The sequence below is a fragment of the Microcoleus vaginatus HSN003 genome (genome assembly GCF_022701255.1).
GTDB lineage: Bacteria > Cyanobacteriota > Cyanobacteriia > Cyanobacteriales > Microcoleaceae > Microcoleus > Microcoleus vaginatus_B.
This window is the reverse complement of the sequence record NZ_CP031705.1, coordinates 740,559-762,646: the sequence shown is the minus strand read 5'-3', so window position 1 is coordinate 762,646 and position 22,088 is coordinate 740,559. Positions and strand designations below refer to the sequence as shown.

The window sequence follows — 22,088 nt, the reverse complement described above, 5'->3', positions numbered from 1 at the left end:
GACAGTTGACAGTTGACAGTTGGCAGTTGACTGTTGACTGTTGACTGTTGACTGTTGGGGGGAAGGAAGAGTGAGGGTATGCGCCTTAACCTATTATATTAAAAAGTGAAACGAAGCTGGAACCCCTGGTTTTTAAGCACGGTACGAAGCAGATCACAATTTAAAACTCAAAACTTCCAATTTTGCCCTATTTTTTACTATCCCCAGACAGGGTAGGATCGGGAAATAGTCGATCGACAAAACCTTAAAACCTTATAGAAATTATCAGCGTGGCAAACCCCGACCGCAAACCACTACTCCTAGATTTTGAAAAGCCGCTGGCGGAACTAGAAACCCGCATTCACCAGATTCGCGAACTCGCCGAAGAAAACAGCGTCGATGTTACCGACGAAATTCGCAAACTCGAAGCTCGCTCGACACAACTGCGACAAGAGATTTTCAGCAGCTTGTCCCCCATGCAGCGGCTGCAACTCGCCCGTCACCCGCGCCGCCCCAGCACCCTCGATTACATTCAGGCAATTAGCGACGAGTGGATCGAGCTTCACGGCGATCGGCGCGGCGGAGACGACCCGGCCCTCGTCGGCGGAATTGCCCGCATAGACGGGCGTCCCACAGTCATCATCGGGCATCAAAAAGGGCGGGACACTAAAGACAATATCGCCCGCAACTTCGGCATGGCAGCTCCCGGCGGCTACCGCAAAGCCCTGCGGCTGATGGAACACGCCGATCGCTTCGGAATGCCGATTTTCACGTTTATCGACACTCCCGGAGCTTGGGCGGGCTTAGAAGCAGAACAGCTCGGACAGGGAGAGGCGATCGCCTGTAACCTCCGAGAAATGTTTCGCCTCGACGTTCCCATTATTTGCACCGTCATCGGCGAAGGCGGTTCCGGCGGCGCATTGGGTATCGGTGTCGGCGAGCGGCTGTTGATGCTGGAACATTCCGTCTACACCGTCGCCACTCCCGAAGCTTGTGCGGCCATTCTCTGGAAAGATTCTGGCAAAGCTAACTTGGCTGCAGAAGCCCTTAAAATCACTTCTTGGGACTTGAAAAACCTCGGCGTTCTCGATCAAATAGTACCCGAGCCGATCGGCGGCGCTCACTCGAATCCCCTCAAAGCCGCTTCCATGCTCAAACAAGCTTTGTTGGAAAACTTAGCAGAACTAACACAGCTTACGCCTCAGCAGCGACGCGAGCTTCGGTATCAAAAGTTTCGCCACATCGGTGTATTCAGTGAAATTTCTGCTTGAGCCGATCGATTCAGAGTTATCAGTTATGTAGTGAAAAATCTCTTAACTTCTCACTCATAACTGATAACTCACTATTCTGCGGATCTGTCAGCAGTGTTATAATTTCTCAGGTGACACGGCTTAACAGTTCTTAATGTTGATCTCATAATTATTAACTGTTATAACCCGCAGCAGACAGTTGTCTAATTTGCCTCAGAAGGCTGCAACGCTGTAGGGAGTTGCCGAGCGAAAGTATTAGGACACTGAATGAACCATCCAACAACAAAGCAGGCTCTGATTACCGGAGCCAGCAGCGGTATTGGCAAAGCGACGGCTCTAGCGTTCGCCGCCGAGGGCATAAATCTGGCCTTAGTTAGCCGAGAGTCAGAAAACTTAGAAGCCGTTGCCGCAGCAGCCCGAGAAGTCGGAGTGAAAGCAGAAGCTTATCCCTTAGACTTGGCAAAAATTGAGCAAGTGCAAACCAGCATCAGCGCGATCGCAGCTCAATTGGGTTCCGTAGATATCCTGGTCAACAGCGCTGGTATGGGCTACACAGGCTCATTGACGGAAACCCCCCTAGCCGACTGGCAGAGCGTTCTAGACCTTAATCTTACAAGCGTTTGGCAGTGCATTCTAGGAGTTTTGCCGTCCATGCGCGATCGCCGATCGGGAATCATCATCAACGTTTCCTCGATCGCTGGCAGCCAAACCTTCCCCAACTGGGGAGCCTACTGCGTCAGCAAATTCGGGCTCATGGCTTTATCTAAAACCTTAGCCGCCGAAGAACGGGCTCACGGAATTCGCGTAACAGCAATCTGTCCGGGTTCTGTCAACACTCCCATGTGGGACACAGACACCGTGGACGCCGACTTCGATCGCACCGCCATGTTAACCCCAGAAATCGTCGCCCAATCAATTCTGCACGCAGTTCAGTTGCCAGCGAGTGCAGTAATTGAAGAAATCACGCTCATGTCCAACGCAGGAGTTTTGTGAACTTGAGATTTTAGACTGCTGGATTTTTCTCGAATTCAACAATCTTTGAATCTCTAGCTATATCCCCCAATCCAAAATCGATTCACCCTCACACCAACTTGTTATGACAATTGCATCTTCCGCCGATTCCAATGGCTCGAACTCACTCTCGACTGACAGCATGAAACTGTTACAAACCGCAGACAACAACACCCCGCGCATCCCAATTCGACCCGATCGCAATTCCTCGAACGGTCAAGAATCCAGCGTGCCCAAACCCTCAGAAGTAGGGCAAGAAGAAATGATGGAGGCCGTTCGCACAATACTGCTGGGAGTAGGAGAAGACCCGGAACGCGAAGGATTGCTCAAAACCCCGAAGCGGGTAGCAGAAGCAATGCGGTTTCTCACCAGTGGTTACAGTCAATCCCTCGAAGAACTCCTCAACGGCGCTATCTTTGACGAAGGTCACAACGAAATGGTACTGGTACGAGACATCAGCGTATTCAGTATGTGCGAACACCATATGCTGCCGTTTATGGGCCGAGTTCACATTGCTTACATTCCCAACCAAAAAGTAGTGGGATTGAGCAAATTAGCCCGAATTTCCGAGATGTACAGCCGCCGATTGCAGGTGCAAGAACGTTTGACACGCCAAATTGCTGAAGCAGTTCAGACAATATTGGAACCGAAGGGAGTGGCTGTAGTAATGGAAGCCAGCCATATGTGCATGACGATGCGGGGCGTCCAAAAACCCGGTGCTTGGACGGTTACAAGTGCCATGTTGGGCGTGTTCCAAGAAGAACAGAAAACTCGCGAAGAATTCCTGAATTTGATCCGCCACCAACCGGCATTCTTTTAATCATTAGTCATTAATCATTAGTCATTAGTCATTAGTCATCAGCCAATCACTTTTTGGCTGGTGGCTAGCAATCAAGTAATTTGGTCACTAGCCCCCAGATTCATCCGCAGTCGCAATTCCATAATCTAAAATCTAAAATCTAAAATTTAAAATCAGATGACGATCGACTAATAAACCCATAAAATAGACGGGTGACTCATGACTTGTGACTAAATGAATCCTATTAAATTCGGTACAGATGGCTGGCGCGGTATCATTGCTGACGATTTTACATTCGATCGCGTAGCGTTAGTCGCTCCCTTAGCGGCACAAGTTCTCGCACAAACCGGCGGCAGCGATGGCAGCAGCGGTACCGTAATTGTCGGTTACGACCGGCGGTTTCTGGCTGAAGATTTTGCCAAAACAGCGGCTGTTGCCGTCCAAAACGCAGGATTTGACGTGCTGCTGAGCGAATCCTACGCCCCCACTCCAGCTTTCAGTTTAGCTGCCAAACAATTAAATGCTTTGGGTGCGATCGTCCTGACAGCCAGCCACAATCCCGGTGCATATTTAGGGTTAAAAGTCAAGGGCGGATTTGGCGGTTCAGTGTCGCCCGAAGTTACTCAACAGATAGAAGCAAAACTCGACAATCCGGCGGCACTTTCAGCAACTCCCGGTAAATTGGAGAATTTCAATCCTTGGCCGGCTTACTGCAAAACCTTGCGGGAAATGGTAGATATTGAGGCGATTAAAGAGGCGATCGCCAGCGGCAAAATTACAGTATTTGTAGATGTAATGCACGGTGCGGCCGCCGGAGGATTAGCTCAAATTTTAGAAGAAACAGTACATGAAGTCAACAGTGATCGAGATCCGCTATTTGGCGGCGGTGCACCCGAACCTTTGCCGCGCTACCTGTCCCAGTTGTTCCGCGTGATGCGAACTCACCAGCGAAAAAGCTCTGGTTTGTCCATCGGATTTGTATTTGACGGAGATAGCGATCGAATTGCAGCCGTTGACTCTAGCGGCAACTTCCTCAGTTCACAAATCCTAGTTCCCATATTAATCGAACATTTAGCCAAACGCCGCGGCTTGACCGGGGAAGTCATCAAAACAGTCAGCGGTTCAGACATAATTCCCAAAATTGCCAAGCTGTACAACTTGCCATTATTTGAAACGCCGATCGGTTACAAGTATATAGCCGATCGAATGTTAACCACCCAAGTCTTAGTCGGCGGCGAAGAATCGGGAGGAATTGGCTACGGTACACACATTCCCGAACGAGATGCTTTACTGTCAGCGCTGTACTTATTAGAAGCAGTTGTCAAATCCGGGGAAGACTTAAGCGAAATTTACAGCCGACTGCAACAAGAAACAAGCTTTACTTCAGCTTATGACAGAATCGACTTGCACTTAGCAAACATGGACGAACGTTCCCGCTTGCTGGGACTGTTGGAAAATCAACCCTTAACAGAAATCGCCGGCAAAGCAGTTGTAGATTGCAACAAAGCTGACGGATATAAATTCCGTTTAGCCGACGGAAGTTGGCTGTTAATTCGGTTTAGCGGAACCGAACCAGTGTTGAGGTTATATTCAGAAGCAGCGACATTGAAAGAAGTTATGCAAAACTTAAACTGGGCGAAAGCTTGGGCGCATAATTAATCGGAGTTTTTAACCGCAGATGAACGCAGATGAACGCGGATAAATTGATATCAAATCTCTCTTTCTCTGTGTCCTCTGCGCCCTCTGCGGTTAAAAAAAATCTTCTTCCTAAATAAAATAGTAGTGCCATAGCAATTCTCCCCTCAATTGTGAACTCTTTCTCTTCTCTCCTCTTCTCTTCCTTCGCGTCCTTCGCGTCTTCGCGGTTCGTTAAAAAAAATTTTACTCACCAATGAAATACTATTGCTATATCAGGTTGATTTTAGGATAAACGCAAATGGTATACAGCGATTTCAGCCTTGCGAGAGTCAAAAAAGATTTTGGATTAACCTTAGATGAAAGCCGCAATTTATTTGCCGATACCAAACCAGTTTCACCATCTGAAATATTAACCACAATCCTGATCGATTATGTACCGCTAGCTACTTTTATTTCCACCGAAAAAGCTCGCTCAGAATTTTTGATTTCCCCGATATTAGCAGAAGTTCGGCGATTGTTAAACAAACAAGTTTCTCTTTTTTCCGGTAAGGATTTTACTGTCGATGCAGAAAGAGGCTTGCAAGGATTTTGCGATTATATTATTAGCGGATCTCCAGAACAATTGTTCATCAGTGCTCCGGTTATATAGCAATCCTAAATGATTTTCTATATCTAGAGCAATCCTAAATGATTTTCTGTGTGTAAGTATATTGACGTATTTTGGGGAAATCAAATTTATGTTCGTTAGTAAAAAACTCAAACAGAAACTTGACAATCTTAAAAGACCTACATAAATACCAATACTTTCTTAAAAAGTTTTTAGCTTGTAACCAAATATCTTCAACGGGGTTCTGTTGGGGAGCATTGGGAGCAAATAAAATACAAGTAATTGACCAATTAGCAGGTTCTTTGGCAGCATTGAGTTCTAATAAAAAGTCTCTAAATTCTCCATATTTATGATAACTAGCTCCATCCCAAATCAAGATAATCTTGCGATTTTTATATTTATCTTGTAAGTATTTTATGAATTTAACTGTTGATTTTCCATCACCAGATGGATGGCTCTGAACATGGAATTCTTTGCTTTGATAATTGAGTGCGCCAAAATAAGTTTGTCTATCTTTTTCATTGGTAATTGGGACTTCAATTCGGATTTGGGATTGACCCCAAACATAACCAGTCAGATCACCATGAAGTAGATGACATTCATCTAAAAACAATACTATTATTTCCCCAGACTCTATACCAGCCTTGTTTTTAAATAAAATATCGTTAATTTCTTCCGTCTTTTTTTTACCAGTTCTTTATCAAATTTAGGATTAATTTTTTGAGTTTTTTTCCAACTAATTTTCGCCCGGTCAAAAAGTTCATAGTAACTCTGTTTTGATTTATATATCACACCAAATTCTTGTTCTAAATAAGTAACTAGCTCATCTAAATTCCAATATTCTTTATTTCTTAACCACTCGATTACTTCAGTATTTTGTAGAGCTGTTAAATACCCTTTTGACCCTTTATGTCCTAGTTTGATTCCGGCGATGCCTTTGGTTTTAAATTGTTTTTTCCAATAACCAATAAAAAAATTACTTACACCTAAAATTTTGCTGATCTCATGGTAGATATTACCTGAGAGCGCCATCCTTACAGCTATTGCTCGTTTTAGTTCTCTGGCATCTATATCGCTTTTAATGAAAGATTCTAAACAATCTATTTCTTTTTGCCTATCTTTTTGTTGCAGTTGTAAGTTATTCATTTTTTTATGGTCACGATCGAGTATTGCATATAATTGTATCACAATCATGATAATGATTTAGGATTGCTATAATAACAATTTTTGAGGCAAAAAAGGAAGATATCATTGGCGGTTTGGGTCAATGCGTAGCCGCAATGGTAGCGGCCCAATGTTTCAATCAAAACCAAGACACTGAGGTCGATCGCATTTACGGCGCGGTGACGACGGGTACTAACTGGAAATTCTTGATTTTGGAGGAAACTACTGTTTATATCGATCCGATTGAATACTATATTCAAGATGTTGATAAGATTTTGGGAATTTTGTTGCAACCATTTTCCCAATCTTTTGTTAATATCGATGGGTAAGTTTTAATGGAAATAATGACCAATAATAAATTGCTAGTTGTAGCTACGGGCAATCCGGGTAAACTCAAGGAAATGCAAGTTTATCTTCAGGATTTGGGATGGGAATTGGAACTAAAACCGGAAGAGTTGGAAATCGAGGAAACAGGCGAAACTTTTATTGCTAATGCTTGCTTGAAGGCGTCTGAAGTGGCAAAAGCAACGGGCAAATGGTCGATCGCCGATGATTCTGGTTTAATGGTAGATGCACTCGACGGCCAACCGGGCATTTACTCCGCGCGCTACGGGAAAACCGATGCTGACAGGATCGATCGACTTCTGAAAGAATTGGGAAGCGAACAAAACCGGGAAGCACAATTTGTTTGCGCGATCGCGATCGCCCGTCCCGACGGTACAATTGCCTTGCAAGTAGAAGGAATTTGTCGGGGCGAAATCCTCCACACTCCTCGCGGTACGGGAGGTTTCGGATATGACCCCATTTTCTACGTACCCGCACAGCAACAGACTTTTGCAGAAATGACACCCGATATCAAGCGATCGCACTCTCACCGCGGTCGAGCCTTCCAGGCTCTACTACCACAGATGGCGAACCTTGTCAACCCGTAATGCGGAAAAAAGCCAAAACAGGGTGTAACTGTGGCATTGGATATGGGCACTTAGGTATCAGAACTAAACAGGAAAGAGATTTTTCGTTGGCAATTAGCAGTTACCAATGACCAGTTACCAAATACCAATTACCAATGCCCAATGCCCAATGCCCCAGTATCTTAGATTGCCTCCAAGTTCTTTTCCCCAGTCCGAATCCGAATAATTTGTTCTACAGGAGAGATGAAAATCTTGCCGTCGCCAATCTCGCCCGTGCGGGAAGCCGCGATAATTTTATCAACCACCATGTCAACCTGATCGTTTTCCACAACAATCTCGACCTTGAGCTTTTGCAAGAACTCAACGGTGTACTCAGAACCGCGATAGCGTTCTGTCATGCCCTTCTGACGGCCAAAACCTCTAACTTCAGAAACAGTCATCCCCACAATACCAGCATTGACGAGTGCGATTTTCACTTCGTCTAGTTTAAAGGGGCGAATAATAGCTTCAACCTTTTTCAAGTTTCTCACTCCTAACAGTTAGTACCTTCGTTATATTACTTAATCGGCGTGACATCTTTTAATATCACTGCCAACAGCAAGTATTTTGTCAAGTATATTACCCTATCTTGTACTCGCAATGAAATGCACGCCAACCTTTAACAAGATTCTCGGATTTTCCGGCGGCGTGGGCTCTCGGCTCCGGCCGATCGCGGTAAAGTTAAGAAGACCGCAGACAGCAGGTGCGAGCCCGCCGATCTGCTAAAACAGAAAAAGAATGGAGGAGACAGGAGTTTTCCGAGTTTCCACTTTGTTATGTGAGATTTGCACGTATTGCTGAAAACTATAATTGCCAGAAGCGGTCAGTTAAACTATTCCTATGCACCCAGCTAGCCCTCCCCCTGACCGCAGCGGGCTTGATGCCCTACTGAGAAATCGCCCCTTCCTCGCCTTGTGGACGGGCCAGTTATTAGCCCAAGTGGCGGATAAAATCTTTTACGTATTGCTGATTATTCTACTAAAAACAGGCGACTACCTACCCTGGCCTGTTTCTTGGCAGCATTCGGGAAATTCTATGCTGTCAGCGGTGATGATCGCCTACACGGTGCCGGCGATCCTCTTTGGTTCCGCAGCCGGTATCGTCGTAGACCGCTTTTCCAAAAAGCAAATGCTGATCGCCTGCAACGTGATTCGAGCCGGGTTGATTGTAGCTTTGCCGTTTTTGCCCAAAGCTTTTGTGGTTTTGTTGACGATGACGTTTTTGATCTCTACCGTAACGCAATTTTTTGCTCCAGCAGAAGCCGCAGCCGTCCCCCTGGTCGTGGGGCGAGAGGGACTGATGTCAGCAAATGCTCTGTTCGCCTCGTCCACAATGGGCGGCATCATTATCGGGATGACGATCGGCGAACCGCTGTTTAGTTGGGTCAAAGACAGCTTCGGATCAGCTTCTCAAGAGTTTTTGCTGGGCGCGTTGTACCTGATCTCAGCAGGTTTGATCTATGCCATGCAGATCAAAGAAGGTCATGTAGGCAGCAGTGGCAAAAACGTCCATCCTTGGCAAGACCTCAAGGAAGGTTTGCGCTATTTGAAACACAATCACCTTGTCAGCAACGCGATGGTGCAGTTGACCATTTTGTATTCTGTGTTTGCGGCGCTTCAGGTGCTGGCGATCGCACTTTCAGGCAAAATAGGTCTCAAAGAAACTCAATTTGGCTTTTTGCTAGCTGCTGCGGGAGTCGGAATGGTCTTCGGCGCAGGCTTTTTGGGACACTGGGGCAGTCGGTTCCACCACAAACCTCTGCCGTTAATCGGTTTCTTGATGATGGGTTTTGTATTAGCAATGTTTGCCTTTACCCGACAGTTGTGGGTGGGATTCGGATTGAGTGCTCTGTTCGGTTTTGGTGCTTCGTTAATTAACGGGCCGATGCAGGCTCTGATTCAAGAAAAAACTCCAGAATCAATGCGGGGCAAGGTCTTTGGATTGGAAAACAATGCGATTAATATTGCTCTGAGCGTGCCTTTAGCGATTACCGGCCCGCTGACAGATGCTGTCAGCAAAGCCGTCCGATCGGATGACCTCGGCTTGCGGATCGTGTTACTGAGTTTGGGCTTTTTGGTCTCAGTGATGGGCATGGTAGCTTGGCGACATACCCGCAAAGTCTTGCAGGATGTTCTCTGAACTTTGGCAAGAAGGAAGAATGCAGACGGAAGGAAGAGGGAAGAAGAAGGAAAAGGGCTTTCTTTTCGCGATCGATCTCTAACATCGCAACCGCCCTGATGCTTAGGACGTTCTTAATTGCTGAAACGATTGTTTTCCTTGTCGAATGCCGAATCACGAATGCTCTAAAAGCGTCCTATCGCGGTAAACAGCCATAGAGGCCGCTATTTCCTCGGTTTCTTTTCTTCCTCTGCTGTTCCACAATTTCTCGATCGGGCGAACCCTCTCCGATCGCGAAATCTTTCGTAAAATCTCACCACTTAAATTTTCCTAGTTTCATTAATTGAGATTAAAGTAGTATAAAAGCTTTCATTAAAAATCATAATTAGTTTAAGGAAGGAAATTCTGTGCAACTAAAAACTAAAGTGACCATCAGACGTGCAACTGGTGGATTTGCTCTGATTGACAGCTTGATCCGCCACGGCGTCAAGCATATTTTTGGTTATCCCGGCGGCGCCATTCTGCCGCTTTACGACGAACTCTACCGCGCCGAAGAAACTGGCGCTATCAAACATATTCTGGTGCGCCACGAGCAAGGTGCTGCTCACGCGGCCGACGGGTACGCCCGCGCTACCGGACAAGTTGGCGTTTGTTTCGCTACTTCGGGCCCGGGCGCAACTAATTTGGTGACGGGGATTGCGACGGCCCACATGGATTCGATCCCGATGGTTATTATCACCGGTCAGGTGCCGCGTCCGGCGATCGGCACTGATGCGTTTCAGGAAACAGATATTTACGGGATTACCCTGCCAATTGTCAAGCATTCCTATGTAGTGCGCGACCCGGGAGATATGGCGCGAATTGTGGCAGAAGCTTTCCACATCGCGAGTACAGGGCGGCCGGGGCCAGTCTTGGTTGACGTGCCCAAGGATGTGGGTTTGGAAGAATTTGACTATCTGCCGGTGGAACCGGGATCTGTGAGAATTCCGGGCTACAGGCCGACGGTGAAGGGAAATCCTCGGCAAATTAATCAAGCAATCCATTTGCTGAAGGAAGCAAAGCGTCCTTTGCTTTATGTGGGCGGCGGGGCGATCGCCGCAGGTGCCCACGAGGAAATTAAGGAACTCGCCGAACTTTTCCAATTGCCGGTCACTACAACGCTGATGGGCAAAGGTTGCTTTGACGAAAACCATCCTTTGTCGGTGAAAATGCTGGGGATGCACGGCACTGCTTACGCTAATTTTGCCGTTACCGAGTGCGATTTGCTGATTGCTGTAGGGGCGAGGTTTGACGATCGCGTGACCGGGAAATTAGACGAGTTTGCCGCGCGCGCAAAGGTGATTCACATCGATATCGACCCGGCGGAAGTAGGCAAAAATCGCGGCCCTGATGTGCCGATTGTCGGAGATGTCCGCCATGTTTTGATCGATTTGCTGCGCCGCTGTCGGGAAACTGGAGTTTCGGGGAAGACCGGACAGACTGCGGAATGGCTGCACAGAATCGATCAGTGGAAACAGGACTATCCGTTAGTTGTGCCTCATTACCCCGACATTTTGTCTCCGCAACAGGTGATTTCTCAGTTGGCTACTCAAGCGCCGGATGCTTACTACACAACGGATGTCGGTCAACATCAAATGTGGTCGGCTCAATTTTTGAACAACGGGCCGCGCCGCTGGATTTCTAGCGCTGGTTTGGGCACGATGGGTTTCGGGCTGCCGGCGGCGATGGGCGCGAAAATGGCGCTACCCAATGAGCAAGTGATTTGTATTGCTGGCGATGCTAGCGTGCAAATGAATATTCAAGAGCTGGGAACGCTAACACAATACGGCATTAATGTCAAGATTGTTATTGTAAATAACGGCTGGCAGGGAATGGTGCGGCAGTGGCAGCAGGCGTTCTATGGGGAGCGTTATTCGTCGTCGAATATGACTGTAGGGATGCCGGATTTTGTGATGCTGGCTGAAGCTTACGGGGTGAGAGGGATGCTGGTTTCGCGGCCGGAGGAACTCAAAGATGCGATCGCTCAAATGCTCGCTCACGACGGCCCGGTGGTGATGAACGTGAAGGTGACGAGGGACGAAAACTGCTATCCGATGGTAGTTCCAGGTAAGAGCAACGCTCAAATGGTTGGTTTGCCCGATCGTAGCAAGTTGCAATCTGCGGAGTTGGTTTATTGTCCGAGTTGTGGCGCGAAGAATGTTTCGAGCAATAAGTTTTGTCCTGAGTGCGGGACAAAAGTTTAACTAGGGACTCGGCAATGCCTTGTTTGGCAGGGGTTTAAACCCCTGCCGAGCTTTCGGGTTAAGCGGTTTTTCGGGTTAAGTTGACACGATGAAAGGCAATGCGATGTCCTTACCCGGATCTGCTGTTTCACATTTAAAACCATCTCCGCTGGCATCGCATCGAGAGCTTTAATCTGTAATCTGTAAGCATATTTTATGAGCCAGTGTCTAAACCCTGATTGCCTATTCCAAAACCAGTCTGGCTCTACAAACTTCTGTCAAAAATGTGGGAATAAACTGCTATTAGGCGATCGCTACGGAGCTCAAAAAATTATTGGACAAGGGGGATTTGGGCGCACTTTTCTAGCTATTGACGAGTATAAACCCTCAAAACCTCCCTGTGTTATTAAACAATTCTACCCCCAATTTCAAGGCACTTCTAGTATCCAGAAAGCTGCTGAGTTATTTGAGCTTGAAGCAGTACGCCTAGAACAGTTGGGTAAACATTCTCAAATTCCCGAATTATTAGCATATTTTAGTCAAGATGGACGGCAGTATTTAGTCCAAGAATTCATCGACGGTGAAAATGTAGCCCAAACACTAGAATCTAAGGGATATTTTAGCGAAACGCAGATTCGCAACTTGCTTAATAATTTACTGCCAGTATTCGAGTTCATTCACTCTCGCCAAGTTATTCACCGAGATATCAAGCCAGAAAATATTATTCTTCGGCAAGATGGGCAACTGGTTTTAGTTGACTTTGGAGCCGCGAAATATGCGACACAAACGGCTCTAGGGCTAACGGGAACGAGAATCGGGACGGCTGGATATATGGCACCAGAACAAGCCAACGGTAAACCGATTCATGCTAGTGATATTTATAGTCTGGGTGTGACTTGTCTGTGTCTGTTAACTCAGGTTGAGCCGATTGATTTATTCGATGATAGCGAGTTTGAGTGGGTGTGGCGAAAATACTTAAAAAAATCTGTCAGTTCGGAACTGGGTCAGATTTTAGATAAAATGATACAACCTGCTATTAAAAAACGTTATCAATCTGCTACTGAAGTTTTGCAGGCTCTTGCTTCTCAATCACCTCCATTATCAGCTCAAACACCTCCATCGGCACCGCCACCAGACTCGCTTAAATCAGCGCAGGGTGTTGACTATACTCGTCTCCGGGATTTATTAGCAGCAGGAAAGTGGAAAGAGGCGGATCAGGAAACAATAAAGGTAATGCTGAAAGCTGCGAGACGGGAGAAGGAAGATTATTTTGATACGAACTCAATTGAGAATTTTCCTTGCGATGATTTACGGACGATCGACCAGTTGTGGGTAAAATATAGTCAGGGTCGCTTTGGCTTTAGTGTCCAGAAAGAAATCTGGTTGGAAGTTGGTGGGAAAGTTGATTGGGATACTGAAAAGAAGCTAGGCGATCGCGTCGGTTGGCGAAAGAGGAGAAAGGGGAGGAAAGATTGGTTGAGCTACAATGATTTAACCTTTAATCTGCAAGCACCAGAGGGCCACCTACCGTGGGTTCGTTGTTGCGTGCGAGTTGGGTTTGGTTTGGTGGGCTGGTGGGGTTTGGTTCTTTTCTCTCGCATCGAGAAGTGTAAGCTGTAATCTATAGCGATTTCAGCCCTTTGTTAAGCCTTTTTTTAAGGACTTTTTTCTACGAAGTTATCGGCTTTTCGTCATTTCAATACCAGCTAGTTACATTAATAATAAATGCCAACAAAAATCAGAGATATCATTAAACAACTAGAGGCAGACGGTTGGTATCTCGCTAGAACACGAGGGAGTCACCGCCAGTACAAACATCCTACCAAATCCGGTTTAGTTACAGTTCCCGGTAAACTCTCTGACGATTTGGCTCCTGGTACATCCAATAATATTCTCAAACAAGCTCAATTGAGAGAAGTCAAAGAGCAAGAAGAACCTAATGAAGTCGAAACCAATCATAAAGATGAGGAACTCAACTAATGCGTTATGCCATTGTGATTGAAAAAACACCCAATAATTATTCAGCATATCCACCAGATTTACCCGGATGTGCAGCCACAGGCGCTACCCTTGCGGAAGTACAGCAGCAAATTAAAGAAGCAATCGAATTTCACTTAGAAGGATTGCGAGAAGAAGGTTTACCCATTCCCGAACCAACTACGCTCTGTGACTATGTAGAAGCACGGTAGTAGGGCAAAATATTTCATAAATTAAGCACAAATAGAAGCTGATTTAGGCGCAAAACAAGCAGCGCAATAAATCCTAGGACTAAAGTCCCCACTACAAACATTTTGTAGTTAGCAGTGAGGACTTTAGTCCTGACAAAATCCTAGGACTAAAGTCTTCACTACAAACATTTTTTAGTAAGAGTAATTGACCCGATATAATATCAGAAATAAGTAGGAAAATCCAATAAACTTTGTGGTTTACTCAAAATAGGAAAATTCGCGGGAGTGGCAAATGAATCTTTATTTGGGAATAGATTTCGGCACGACTGGCGCCCGATCGACTGTCATAGACTCCCAGGGTAGAATACATTGTGAGACAGAATATACTTTTGCCAACAACGGGCAACAACAGCCTGAATTGCCCTCGGTGTGGCAAAATGCGCTGTGGGATTCGATCGAGCAAATTCCCCCAACCATCCGCAATCAGGTAAGGGCGATCGCCCTTGACGGCACATCCTCGACTGTCATGCTGTGCAATACCGACGGTATACCAGTATGTGAGCCGATTTTATACAATGATGCGCGCGGTGCAGCGGTGACAGAGAGGTTGCGGGCGATCGCGCCGGATAACCACACAGTATTGAGCGCTACATCCAGTCTGGCTAAACTCCTGTGGTGGCAGGAGGGCGGCCTAGAAGCCCACAGGACAACAGGCATCTTGCCTGTTGTTGAGAAGCTTTATTTCCTGCATCAAGCTGACTGGCTGGCTTTCCTGCTGCACGGGAAATTGGGAATTAGCGACTATCACAATGCTTTGAAACTCGGTTTCGATGTTGATACTTTGTGCTATCCGAATTGGCTGATAGAGGGAATTGCGGGCGCTGCAACTCCTGAATTGCCGCAAGTTGTCGCACCGGGCACGCCTGTGGGGGAAGTGAGAGCTCAAGTGCGCGATCGCTTCGGTTTTCCCCGCGATTGTATTATTTGTGCTGGTACAACCGATAGCATTGCCGCATTTTTAGCAAGCGGTGTCAATTTACCAGGGGAAGCAGTAACTTCTCTCGGCTCTACTCTAGCAGTCAAACTGTTAAGTCATACCCGCGTAGATGATTCTAGATACGGGATTTACAGTCATAAATTAGGCGATTTGTGGTTAGTTGGAGGGGCTTCTAATACCGGAGGTGCGGTGCTGCGACACTTTTTTACTGATGCTGAGTTGGCTAATTATAGCACACAAATTGATCCAGAACAAGAGAGTTTGCTGGATTATTACCCATTGTTGAAAAAGGGCGATCGCTTCCCAATTAATGACCCGAATTTGCCGCCCAGACTCGAACCGCGTCCAACTGATTCAGTGGAATTTCTGCACGGTTTGCTAGAAAGCATAGCGCGGATTGAAGCGCGGGGATATCAATTATTGCAAGAATTGGGGGCCACTCCTTTGACAAAAGTTTATACTGCTGGCGGCGGGGCAAAAAATTCGGTTTGGAGTGCGATTAGACAGCGTTATTTAAAAGTGCCTGTTGAAACGCCAATTCATACTGCTGCTGCTTATGGGACGGCGCTGTTGGCGATGCGGGGTGCGATGGGGATATAATCCTAAATGCTACTTTTCGCGCACCATCCACACTAAAAATCCCAATATTTTATCTACTGGAGGTAGCGGATAATCGGTAAGATCGATCGTCACTATTTGCCCTTCCAGCTTGAGAAACCGCCAAGCTGTGCCGCTGGAAACGCTGCCGTAGATGACGGAAATCGATCGCCCTTTGGCTTCATTAAATCTCTGGGCCGCCACCATTTCAGCAATACATTGACCCAAACCTACTTTCAAATCTCCTTTTTTAGCTTCCACCATCACAATTACCGGGGCCTCAACGTCTAATTGTTCCGGGGAACGGCTGATGATAAAATCGCAAACTCCTGTAAGTCCAACAGCTACATCAACATTAAATTCCTCACCCGAAAACACGCTGATTTGTTGGTTCAGAATCCTGCGAACTTCCAGCAATACAGGGTTGATAATAGCTTCAGAACGGGCTTTTTCGGTGCTAGTGGCGATCGCCCAAGGCAAATTTGTCTCCAGCATGGTCTGCAATGCTGTTGCGGGTGCGATCGGTTCGATTTCCGGCAGAAATCTGATTCCTCCCACTACTGTAAGATTGAAGGCTTCTTTAACCTTGCCGATGGTCGTAAATTGCCTGTAAGACATAAGAGTTTAGGTTTTTATTTCTACTTTTCACGTAGATAAAACGAAGGTTGAAACCGCGTCTACACAAACGATGTCCCCGACGTGGACTAAAGATAAAAACGTAATTTTTACCGCATTTTTACCGCCCCTTCTTCAACCCGCTCTTCTAGGGTTTTGCCTGTATAGACGCGGTTTCAACCGCCGGATTTTCTATTAAACTCGCTGCAACTTCGCCGTTCTCGGATCAATAATTTTGCGGCCCAAACCTGTAAACTTAATTGCCAGATTAGTTTTATCGCCCACTCCCAAAACATGGGTAATTTCTCCTACTCCAAAAGCATGATGAAAAACTCGTTCCCCCGTTTTCCACTCTGCGGATGGAGAACTCCCGGAATTAGCGGCTGAATTATTAGTTTTTCCTTTCGATGCAGCCGTTTTTCCCGCTTGAGTTTTCTTCGCACTTCCAGCCAACAAATGTGTCGGTAATTCCCCTAAGAATAGCGAAGGGGTGCAGTGTTCCCGGAAGCCTCCCCAGAGGCGGCGTTCGCGAGTGTGGGTGAGAAATAGCAATTCCTGGGCGCGAGTGATGCCTACATAGCACAAACGGCGTTCTTCTTCGATCGCTTTCGGGTCGTCCAAACTGCGGAAATTGGGAAATAAACCCTGTTCCATTCCGACTAGAAATACCACGGGGAATTCTAACCCTTTTGCGGAGTGCAGCGTCATCAGCGACACGCGGGAATCTTCTTCCTGCAAGTCATCTAAATCGGATGCTAAAGATGCTTTTGCTAAAAATGATGTCAGCGTCGCTTCTTCGTTTTGTTCTTCAAATTGTAGCACAGCATTGTACAATTCTCTGACGTTTTCTATCCGATTTTCGGCTTCCTCGGTTCCTTGATTTTTCAAATCTTCAATGTAGCCTGAATCTTGGATAATTCCTTGGACAATTTGCGAAGCTGGCAGAGTTTCAACTTGCGATTGCCAACGACCAATCATTTCAGCAAACTTAATAATAGCTTTTGCCGATCGCCCTGCGAGAGTATTGACAGAAGATTCATCGCTGAGGATTTCCCACAACGGAATGCCTAACTGAGTTGCAGCGTCTTCGATTTTGGAAAATGTGGTATCCCCAATGCCGCGACGGGGAGTATTGATGATGCGTTTGAGGCTGACGCTATCGTCGGGATTGGCAAGCGCCCGCAGGTATGCTAGGATATCTTTGATTTCTTTGCGATCGTAAAACTTGAGGCCACCGACAATATTGTAGGGAATATCCAAGTGCATTAACGCTTCTTCAAAGGAGCGAGATTGAGCGTTTGTGCGGTAGAGAATCGCAAAATTACTGCCCTGTTCGTATTCCGAGTTTTGGCGCTTCAAGGAATGAATTTGACCCGCTACAAATTGCGCTTCTTCTAATTCGTTGTCGGCGCGCCAGACAACAATCGGAGCTCCCGGTTCGCGAGTCGGGCGCAGAATTTTCTCGATGCGTTCGGTATTGTGTTCGATCAAGTGGTTCGCCACTTGCAGGATGTTTTCGCGCGATCGATAATTTTCCTCTAATTTTACCATTGTCTGAGTTTTCTCGTCGGACAAACCATCTCCGAAATCCTCTTGAAATTCCAGCAATATGGTATAATCTGCCATCCGAAAGCTGTAAATTGATTGATCGACATCGCCCACAACAAAAATCGAGCGGTTTTGCCATTTATCGAAGCTTTTCGGGTCGGCGTTATTTGTCACCAACATCCGAATCAAATCGTATTGAGTGCGGTTAGTATCTTGGTATTCGTCAACTAAAATATGGCAAAACTTTTTATGCCAGTAACTTAATACTTCCTCGTTTTGGCTCAAAAGTTTAACTGGAACCAGGATTAAATCGTCAAAATCTAGGGCATTGTTGGCTGCTAAAGCGTCTTGGTAGCGACTGTAAACATCGGCAATTACACGACCTCTGTAATCCGGTTCTGCTGCTTGGTATTCTTGAGGTGACAAGCCTTTATTTTTAGCGTTGCTGATGACATAGCGGACTTTTCGCGGGTCAAATTTCTTGTCGTCGAGGTTCAGGATTTTGGTAACAATTTGTTTGACGAGACTTTGAGCATCTGACTCATCAAAAATCGAAAAGTTTTTCTTCCACTGGCGACCTTTTTCGTCTTGGTATTTTTCAATATCGTAGCGGAGAATGCGACCGCACAAAGAGTGAAAAGTCCCCATCCAAATGTGTTTGGTAATTCTTTGGTAAATTTGCGATCGCAATTTGGTTTGCACATCCGGGGCTAAGTCTACCAAAGGTTTGCCATATTCCGCTTCAGCTTGCTGAGTTGCCAGCAATTTCTCAATTCTTTCTTTCATCTCCCTGGCGGCTTTATTTGTAAATGTCACCGCCAGAATATTTTCTGGATCAACTCGATGCGTGCGAACTAAGTTAGCAACTCGGTAAGTTAGAGCTCTGGTTTTGCCGGAACCAGCGCCCGCTACTACTAACAGCGGCCCGTTATAATGGGCGACTGCTTGGCGCTGAGATGGGTTGAGGTGGCTGAGGAAATCAGTGGTTTGAGTCATAGCTAGAAAGTTAGTTTTATTGTTTAAGGTAAATAATAGTGGGATGCGATACGGCGAGTTCTTTTAACGTAAGGTGCGCTGCACCCTATATTATAACTAGAATGGTAATTTTTTAAACTTTAAATATTTTTGCGTCAAACGAGTTGTTTAAGGTAAGGTGCTCGGCGCGCACCCTACACAATAACTAGATAGGTGATTTTTTTTAACGTATAAATATCCGTGTTAGCCAAATTACTGCTAATATTCCCAACCCAATCCAAATGGCAATAATCACAACAGTGGCAGCCCGATTTATCGGTTTTCCTCCCTCTATTTGGGCGGCTGCTTTTTCCCGACACTCGGCTAAAACCTGTGGCGGAATCATCTTCAGTACCAGCCAAATTCCCACAGGTACAATTATCAAATCGTCCAAGTAGCCGAGAATCGGTATGAAGTCAGGAATTAAGTCGATCGGGCTAAAAGCATAGGCAACCGTAAGGCCTGCTAAAATTCTGGCGTACCAAGGTACTCTCTGGTCTGTACTTGCTAAATAAACAGCGTAAGTTTCTTTTTTGAGTCGGCGGGCAACTTGTTTTAAGGATTGCATTTTTTAACTACTATTTCATTTTAAATCAAATTTAAAATGAAATAGTAGTTGCGTCAAAGTGTCATAAACTGGGTGGGTTTCTATATTTATCGTTGCCAAACCTCTTATTTGACCCAGAACACCAATTTTTTAGTGGAGCGTCCTGCGGACATCATAATAACTCATAATTTATTCAGAAGTACGGACTATTTTCTTAGTTGCTAAAAATGTAACAACCCGGATATTTAGCAATTTCAGTGGGAAGGTAAAGTATAGCATCTGTGGTATGTGAGGAGAATCAAGTTTATGAATTCAAATGTGCAACGTCGCGATCGCATTAATTTCCGTAGTCTGCTAACAGCGTTGTGTTTAACCTTAACTCTCGTGAGTTTCGTGGGATTAGATCCGGCGGTGGCTCAAGAACAGCGGATCAGAACGCTGACTGTTACTGGACGGGGTGTGGAAGCGATTCCTACAACTCAAACGCAAGTGCGGCTGGGGGTTGAGGTGCAGGGGAAAACGGCGGCCGATGTGCAGCAGGAAGCGGCGAGACGATCGTCCGCTGTGGTAGAGTTGCTGCGATCGCGCCAAGTCGAAAAACTCGAAACTGCCGGCATCACCCTCAGCCCGACTTACAGCTACGAAAACAACCAGCAGCGCTTGACAGGCTATACGGCGACGAATACCGTCAGTTTTCGGATTAATACTGCATCTGCCGGCACTTTGCTCGACGATGCGGTGAATGCCGGAGCCACACGCATCGAGGGCGTGAGTTTTACCGCTGCTGAAAGTGCGATCGAACAAGCTCAAAAACAAGCACTCAAAAAAGCCACTCAAGACGCTCAATCGCAAGCGGATGCAGTCTTGAGCGCCCTCAACCTCAAGCGGGGAGAGATTCTGGGCATTCAAGTCAACGGTGCTAGCCCGCCACCTCCAATGTATCGGCAATTGGCTGGTGCTCGCATGGCTGCTGCTGATGCTACAACGCCTGTCGTAGGAGGGGAACAGCAGGTAGAAGCTTCTGTGACTTTGCAATTTGGATATTAATAATATAGTTAGGGGTTGAACTGGTCACCTCAGCTTCACCCTAACTATTTCTTGATTTATCAAGCACCTTTTTCTAGAAATAACTTTAGCCGTTTTAACCACTTCTGCCAGTAGTGGAGCAATTGTTCGCCTCCAACACAAATATTTCCGTATCTTCGCCCCCAAGAGCCACAACAATCAAAGCCTTAACAATTTTAGCGCCAAACAAAGTTTCCCTCTCAGTAGGTCGGGGGAAAAATTCATAATTATCTAAGGAAATATTAAGTGGCGCGCTCTGAGCAGTTACGACAAATGGCTACAACCTAATTATCAACTAGGAACGAAATATCTCCTTCTTGAGGGAGAGAGTTCCTCAATAAATATACTCTGCGCTAAACCATAGGCGATCGCATTCCTCCTAAACAGAAAAGAGTGGACTCTTTTCTAAGATCCACTCTCTGTTAAACTCTCTTAGGGCTAGCTTTAATAAGCTGAAGTTAAGCCCTTAGTTTACCTAGTCCTTAACGATTCTCTTGTCATGAATGACCACTTGATCCTTGAGTTCAGGACTGCCGGAGATGTGAATATCGCTATCCTTATTTTCCTCTGCGGCGGATTCGGCTAGATATTGGGCAGATGACTTAACATCCTGCGCTGCACGTTTAGCAGATTCGGCTGCATTTTGGGTAGATGATTTAAAATCATGCGCTGCACTTTGAGGAGATCCGGTTGCATTTTGGGCCGCGGACCTAAAATCAGGCACCGCAGGTTTAGCAGATCCGGCTGCATTTGGGGCAGATGATTTAAAATCATGCGCTACACCTTGAGGAGATCCGGTTGCATTTTGGGCAGATGACTTAACATCCTGCGCTGCATCTTTAGCCGATTCGGTTGCATTTTGGGCAGATGACTTAACATCCTGCGCTGCACCTTTAGCAGATTCGGCTGCGCTTTGAGCAGATGACTTGATTGATTCGGCTGCACTCTTGCCAGATGACTGAAGCGATTGGGCTGCACTTTTTATAGATGGCTCCACTGCCTTCGCTGTATCTTTTACAGTCGATCTAAGATCCTTAGTGGCACCCTCAATTTCCTGAGCTACAGCTTTGGCAGAAGGCTTAACTTCATCCGCCGTACTCTTAATAGAGTCCGCTGCACTTTGTATAGAAGGCTTGACACCTTCGACTGTCTGCTTGACTGAATCTTTTACTTCTCTAATGGTAGGTTTGACTTCCTCGGATGCACTCTTGACTGCATCTACTACAGAAGGCTTGGCTTCCCTAACTGTCTCATTGACAGATTCGGCTATACCTTTAATCGAAGGCTTAGTTTCCTCAACAGTCTCCTTGACTGCTTCTGCTGTAGCTTTGATAGATGGTTTAACTTCCTCAGCAGTTTCCTTTACTACTGTCCCTAGCTCTTCTACAGTGTGTGTAATACCGTCTGCTACAGCGTGTGCTGCATCCCCTAAATTATCTACAGCACGGTTAACAGTATCAGCCGTACCTTTACCAATCATAGCGCCAGCAACTGAGCCTGCTACAGCACCAACAATGCCTCCAGAGCGAGCACCCAATATACCACCGACTGCTGCTCCAGCTATTCTCGCGCCAATGCCTGAGCCTGATGATTGATCTTCCTGTGATTCTGCGTTTTCGTTAGTCTGAGCCTGAAGCTGCTGGTTTTCGCTATTGTCAACTTTCTTTTCCTGGAAGTCAGGATTTGCTTCAGGTTGGTTAAAAGGCTGCTTATTATCAGTCATAGATATCCTTTGGTATTACTGCTACATTTACTAGGCTAACTATATACTTGTCCGAAAATGTACTGCCTAAGAACTA

The 22,088-nt window shown here is 46.1% G+C and carries 21 protein-coding genes; 14 read left to right on the top strand and 7 right to left on the bottom strand.

Going from position 1 to position 22,088, the window contains the following annotated elements:
- The first annotated feature begins 269 nt into the window (after nt 1–269).
- The 5 genes from accA to D0A37_RS03305 all read left to right on the top strand — a co-directional run bounded on the left by accA (nt 270) and on the right by D0A37_RS03305 (nt 5,326).
- On the top strand, nt 270–1,250 hold the full coding sequence (accA, locus tag D0A37_RS03325; RefSeq protein ID WP_242721023.1) for an acetyl-CoA carboxylase carboxyl transferase subunit alpha: 981 nt from the start codon (nt 270–272) through the stop codon (nt 1,248–1,250).
- A gap of 246 nt (nt 1,251–1,496) precedes the next feature.
- The gene (locus tag D0A37_RS03320; protein ID WP_242721020.1) at nt 1,497–2,222 is read left to right on the top strand and encodes an SDR family oxidoreductase; all 726 of its coding nucleotides are present in this window, start codon (nt 1,497–1,499) and stop codon (nt 2,220–2,222) included.
- A 103-nt stretch (nt 2,223–2,325) separates the two neighbouring features.
- Nucleotides 2,326–3,060, top strand: a complete 735-nt coding sequence (gene folE, locus D0A37_RS03315; RefSeq protein WP_242721017.1) for a GTP cyclohydrolase I FolE — start codon at nt 2,326–2,328, stop codon at nt 3,058–3,060.
- Nucleotides 3,061–3,273: 213 nt separating this feature from the next.
- The gene (locus tag D0A37_RS03310) at nt 3,274–4,698 is read left to right on the top strand and encodes a phosphoglucomutase/phosphomannomutase family protein (RefSeq protein ID WP_242721014.1); all 1,425 of its coding nucleotides are present in this window, start codon (nt 3,274–3,276) and stop codon (nt 4,696–4,698) included.
- A gap of 277 nt (nt 4,699–4,975) precedes the next feature.
- Complete coding sequence (locus D0A37_RS03305) at nt 4,976–5,326, top strand: hypothetical protein (protein WP_242721011.1); 351 nt, start codon at nt 4,976–4,978, stop codon at nt 5,324–5,326.
- Nucleotides 5,327–5,360: 34 nt separating this feature from the next.
- Here D0A37_RS03305 and D0A37_RS29295 read toward each other — a convergent pair whose 3' ends face one another.
- Nucleotides 5,361–5,897 (bottom strand): transposase, encoded by a 537-nt coding sequence (locus D0A37_RS29295; RefSeq protein WP_445242472.1) that lies wholly within the window; start codon nt 5,895–5,897, stop codon nt 5,361–5,363.
- Between the two features lie 20 nt (nt 5,898–5,917).
- Nucleotides 5,918–6,430: a helix-turn-helix domain-containing protein gene (locus D0A37_RS29290; RefSeq protein WP_445242471.1), complete on the bottom strand. Its 513-nt coding sequence runs from the start codon at nt 6,428–6,430 to the stop codon at nt 5,918–5,920.
- Between the two features lie 134 nt (nt 6,431–6,564).
- Between D0A37_RS29290 and D0A37_RS03295 the strand changes: the two genes are divergently transcribed.
- On the top strand, nt 6,565–6,777 hold the full coding sequence (locus D0A37_RS03295; RefSeq protein ID WP_445242470.1) for a hypothetical protein: 213 nt from the start codon (nt 6,565–6,567) through the stop codon (nt 6,775–6,777).
- Between the two features lie 15 nt (nt 6,778–6,792).
- Nucleotides 6,793–7,380 carry an RdgB/HAM1 family non-canonical purine NTP pyrophosphatase gene (gene rdgB / locus D0A37_RS03290; protein ID WP_242721008.1) on the top strand — a complete coding sequence of 196 codons (588 nt, stop codon included), beginning with the start codon at nt 6,793–6,795 and terminating at the stop codon, nt 7,378–7,380.
- A 161-nt stretch (nt 7,381–7,541) separates the two neighbouring features.
- Here the strand turns inward: rdgB and D0A37_RS03285 are convergent, their stop codons facing one another.
- Nucleotides 7,542–7,880, bottom strand: a complete 339-nt coding sequence (locus D0A37_RS03285; RefSeq protein WP_006633346.1) for a P-II family nitrogen regulator — start codon at nt 7,878–7,880, stop codon at nt 7,542–7,544.
- A gap of 358 nt (nt 7,881–8,238) precedes the next feature.
- Here D0A37_RS03285 and D0A37_RS03280 point away from each other — a divergent pair, with 358 nt between their 5' ends.
- From D0A37_RS03280 to D0A37_RS03255, 6 genes are all read left to right on the top strand, one after another.
- Nucleotides 8,239–9,537, top strand: coding sequence for an MFS transporter (locus D0A37_RS03280; protein WP_242721005.1), 1,299 nt, complete (start codon nt 8,239–8,241; stop codon nt 9,535–9,537).
- 386 nt (nt 9,538–9,923) lie between these two features.
- Complete coding sequence (gene ilvB, locus D0A37_RS03275) at nt 9,924–11,759, top strand: biosynthetic-type acetolactate synthase large subunit (protein ID WP_242721002.1); 1,836 nt, start codon at nt 9,924–9,926, stop codon at nt 11,757–11,759.
- Nucleotides 11,760–11,954: 195 nt separating this feature from the next.
- A complete protein-coding gene (locus D0A37_RS03270; protein WP_242720999.1) occupies nt 11,955–13,358 on the top strand; it encodes a serine/threonine-protein kinase in 1,404 nt (467 codons plus the stop codon).
- A gap of 105 nt (nt 13,359–13,463) precedes the next feature.
- Nucleotides 13,464–13,718 (top strand): type II toxin-antitoxin system HicA family toxin, encoded by a 255-nt coding sequence (locus D0A37_RS03265; RefSeq protein ID WP_242720996.1) that lies wholly within the window; start codon nt 13,464–13,466, stop codon nt 13,716–13,718.
- The gene (locus D0A37_RS03260) at nt 13,718–13,927 is read left to right on the top strand and encodes a type II toxin-antitoxin system HicB family antitoxin (protein ID WP_242720993.1); all 210 of its coding nucleotides are present in this window, start codon (nt 13,718–13,720) and stop codon (nt 13,925–13,927) included. The genes D0A37_RS03265 and D0A37_RS03260 overlap by 1 nt, the downstream gene beginning before the upstream one ends.
- 271 nt (nt 13,928–14,198) lie before the next feature.
- On the top strand, nt 14,199–15,503 hold the full coding sequence (locus D0A37_RS03255) for an FGGY-family carbohydrate kinase (RefSeq protein WP_242720991.1): 1,305 nt from the start codon (nt 14,199–14,201) through the stop codon (nt 15,501–15,503).
- A 9-nt stretch (nt 15,504–15,512) separates the two neighbouring features.
- Here the strand turns inward: D0A37_RS03255 and D0A37_RS03250 are convergent, their stop codons facing one another.
- The 3 genes from D0A37_RS03250 to D0A37_RS03240 form a co-directional block, all read right to left on the bottom strand.
- On the bottom strand, nt 15,513–16,118 hold the full coding sequence (locus D0A37_RS03250; RefSeq protein WP_242720988.1) for a hypothetical protein: 606 nt from the start codon (nt 16,116–16,118) through the stop codon (nt 15,513–15,515).
- Nucleotides 16,119–16,310: 192 nt separating this feature from the next.
- Nucleotides 16,311–18,659, bottom strand: coding sequence for a DNA helicase PcrA (gene pcrA, locus D0A37_RS03245; protein WP_242720985.1), 2,349 nt, complete (start codon nt 18,657–18,659; stop codon nt 16,311–16,313).
- Nucleotides 18,660–18,861: 202 nt separating this feature from the next.
- Entirely contained in the window at nt 18,862–19,245 is a 384-nt protein-coding gene (locus D0A37_RS03240) for a YkvA family protein (protein ID WP_242720983.1), read from the bottom strand.
- Nucleotides 19,246–19,530: 285 nt separating this feature from the next.
- On the opposite strand from D0A37_RS03240, the gene D0A37_RS03235 reads away from it, so the two are divergent.
- Entirely contained in the window at nt 19,531–20,271 is a 741-nt protein-coding gene (locus D0A37_RS03235; RefSeq protein ID WP_242720981.1) for an SIMPL domain-containing protein, read from the top strand.
- Nucleotides 20,272–20,764: 493 nt separating this feature from the next.
- Here the strand turns inward: D0A37_RS03235 and D0A37_RS03230 are convergent, their stop codons facing one another.
- Complete coding sequence (locus D0A37_RS03230) at nt 20,765–22,012, bottom strand: hypothetical protein (protein ID WP_242720979.1); 1,248 nt, start codon at nt 22,010–22,012, stop codon at nt 20,765–20,767.
- Between the last annotated feature and the right edge of the window lie 76 nt (nt 22,013–22,088).

Bases quoted from the DNA above. Each gene is read 5' to 3' on its own strand.
- folE (WP_242721017.1), top strand. From the start codon at position 2,326: ATGACAATTGCATCTTCCGCCGATTCCAATGGCTCGAACTCACTCTCG.
- D0A37_RS03310 (WP_242721014.1), top strand. From the start codon at position 3,274: ATGAATCCTATTAAATTCGGTACAGATGGCTGGCGCGGTATCATTGCT.
- D0A37_RS03295 (WP_445242470.1), top strand. From the start codon at position 6,565: ATGGTAGCGGCCCAATGTTTCAATCAAAACCAAGACACTGAGGTCGAT.
- D0A37_RS03260 (WP_242720993.1), top strand. From the start codon at position 13,718: ATGCGTTATGCCATTGTGATTGAAAAAACACCCAATAATTATTCAGCA.
- D0A37_RS03305 (WP_242721011.1), top strand. From the start codon at position 4,976: ATGGTATACAGCGATTTCAGCCTTGCGAGAGTCAAAAAAGATTTTGGA.
- D0A37_RS03320 (WP_242721020.1), top strand. From the start codon at position 1,497: ATGAACCATCCAACAACAAAGCAGGCTCTGATTACCGGAGCCAGCAGC.
- D0A37_RS03250 (WP_242720988.1), bottom strand. From the start codon at position 16,118: ATGTCTTACAGGCAATTTACGACCATCGGCAAGGTTAAAGAAGCCTTC.
- D0A37_RS03255 (WP_242720991.1), top strand. From the start codon at position 14,199: ATGAATCTTTATTTGGGAATAGATTTCGGCACGACTGGCGCCCGATCG.
- pcrA (WP_242720985.1), bottom strand. From the start codon at position 18,659: ATGACTCAAACCACTGATTTCCTCAGCCACCTCAACCCATCTCAGCGC.
- D0A37_RS03280 (WP_242721005.1), top strand. From the start codon at position 8,239: ATGCACCCAGCTAGCCCTCCCCCTGACCGCAGCGGGCTTGATGCCCTA.
- rdgB (WP_242721008.1), top strand. From the start codon at position 6,793: ATGACCAATAATAAATTGCTAGTTGTAGCTACGGGCAATCCGGGTAAA.
- D0A37_RS03230 (WP_242720979.1), bottom strand. From the start codon at position 22,012: ATGACTGATAATAAGCAGCCTTTTAACCAACCTGAAGCAAATCCTGAC.
- D0A37_RS29290 (WP_445242471.1), bottom strand. From the start codon at position 6,430: ATGAATAACTTACAACTGCAACAAAAAGATAGGCAAAAAGAAATAGAT.
- D0A37_RS03265 (WP_242720996.1), top strand. From the start codon at position 13,464: ATGCCAACAAAAATCAGAGATATCATTAAACAACTAGAGGCAGACGGT.
- D0A37_RS03235 (WP_242720981.1), top strand. From the start codon at position 19,531: ATGAATTCAAATGTGCAACGTCGCGATCGCATTAATTTCCGTAGTCTG.
- D0A37_RS03240 (WP_242720983.1), bottom strand. From the start codon at position 19,245: ATGCAATCCTTAAAACAAGTTGCCCGCCGACTCAAAAAAGAAACTTAC.
- D0A37_RS03270 (WP_242720999.1), top strand. From the start codon at position 11,955: ATGAGCCAGTGTCTAAACCCTGATTGCCTATTCCAAAACCAGTCTGGC.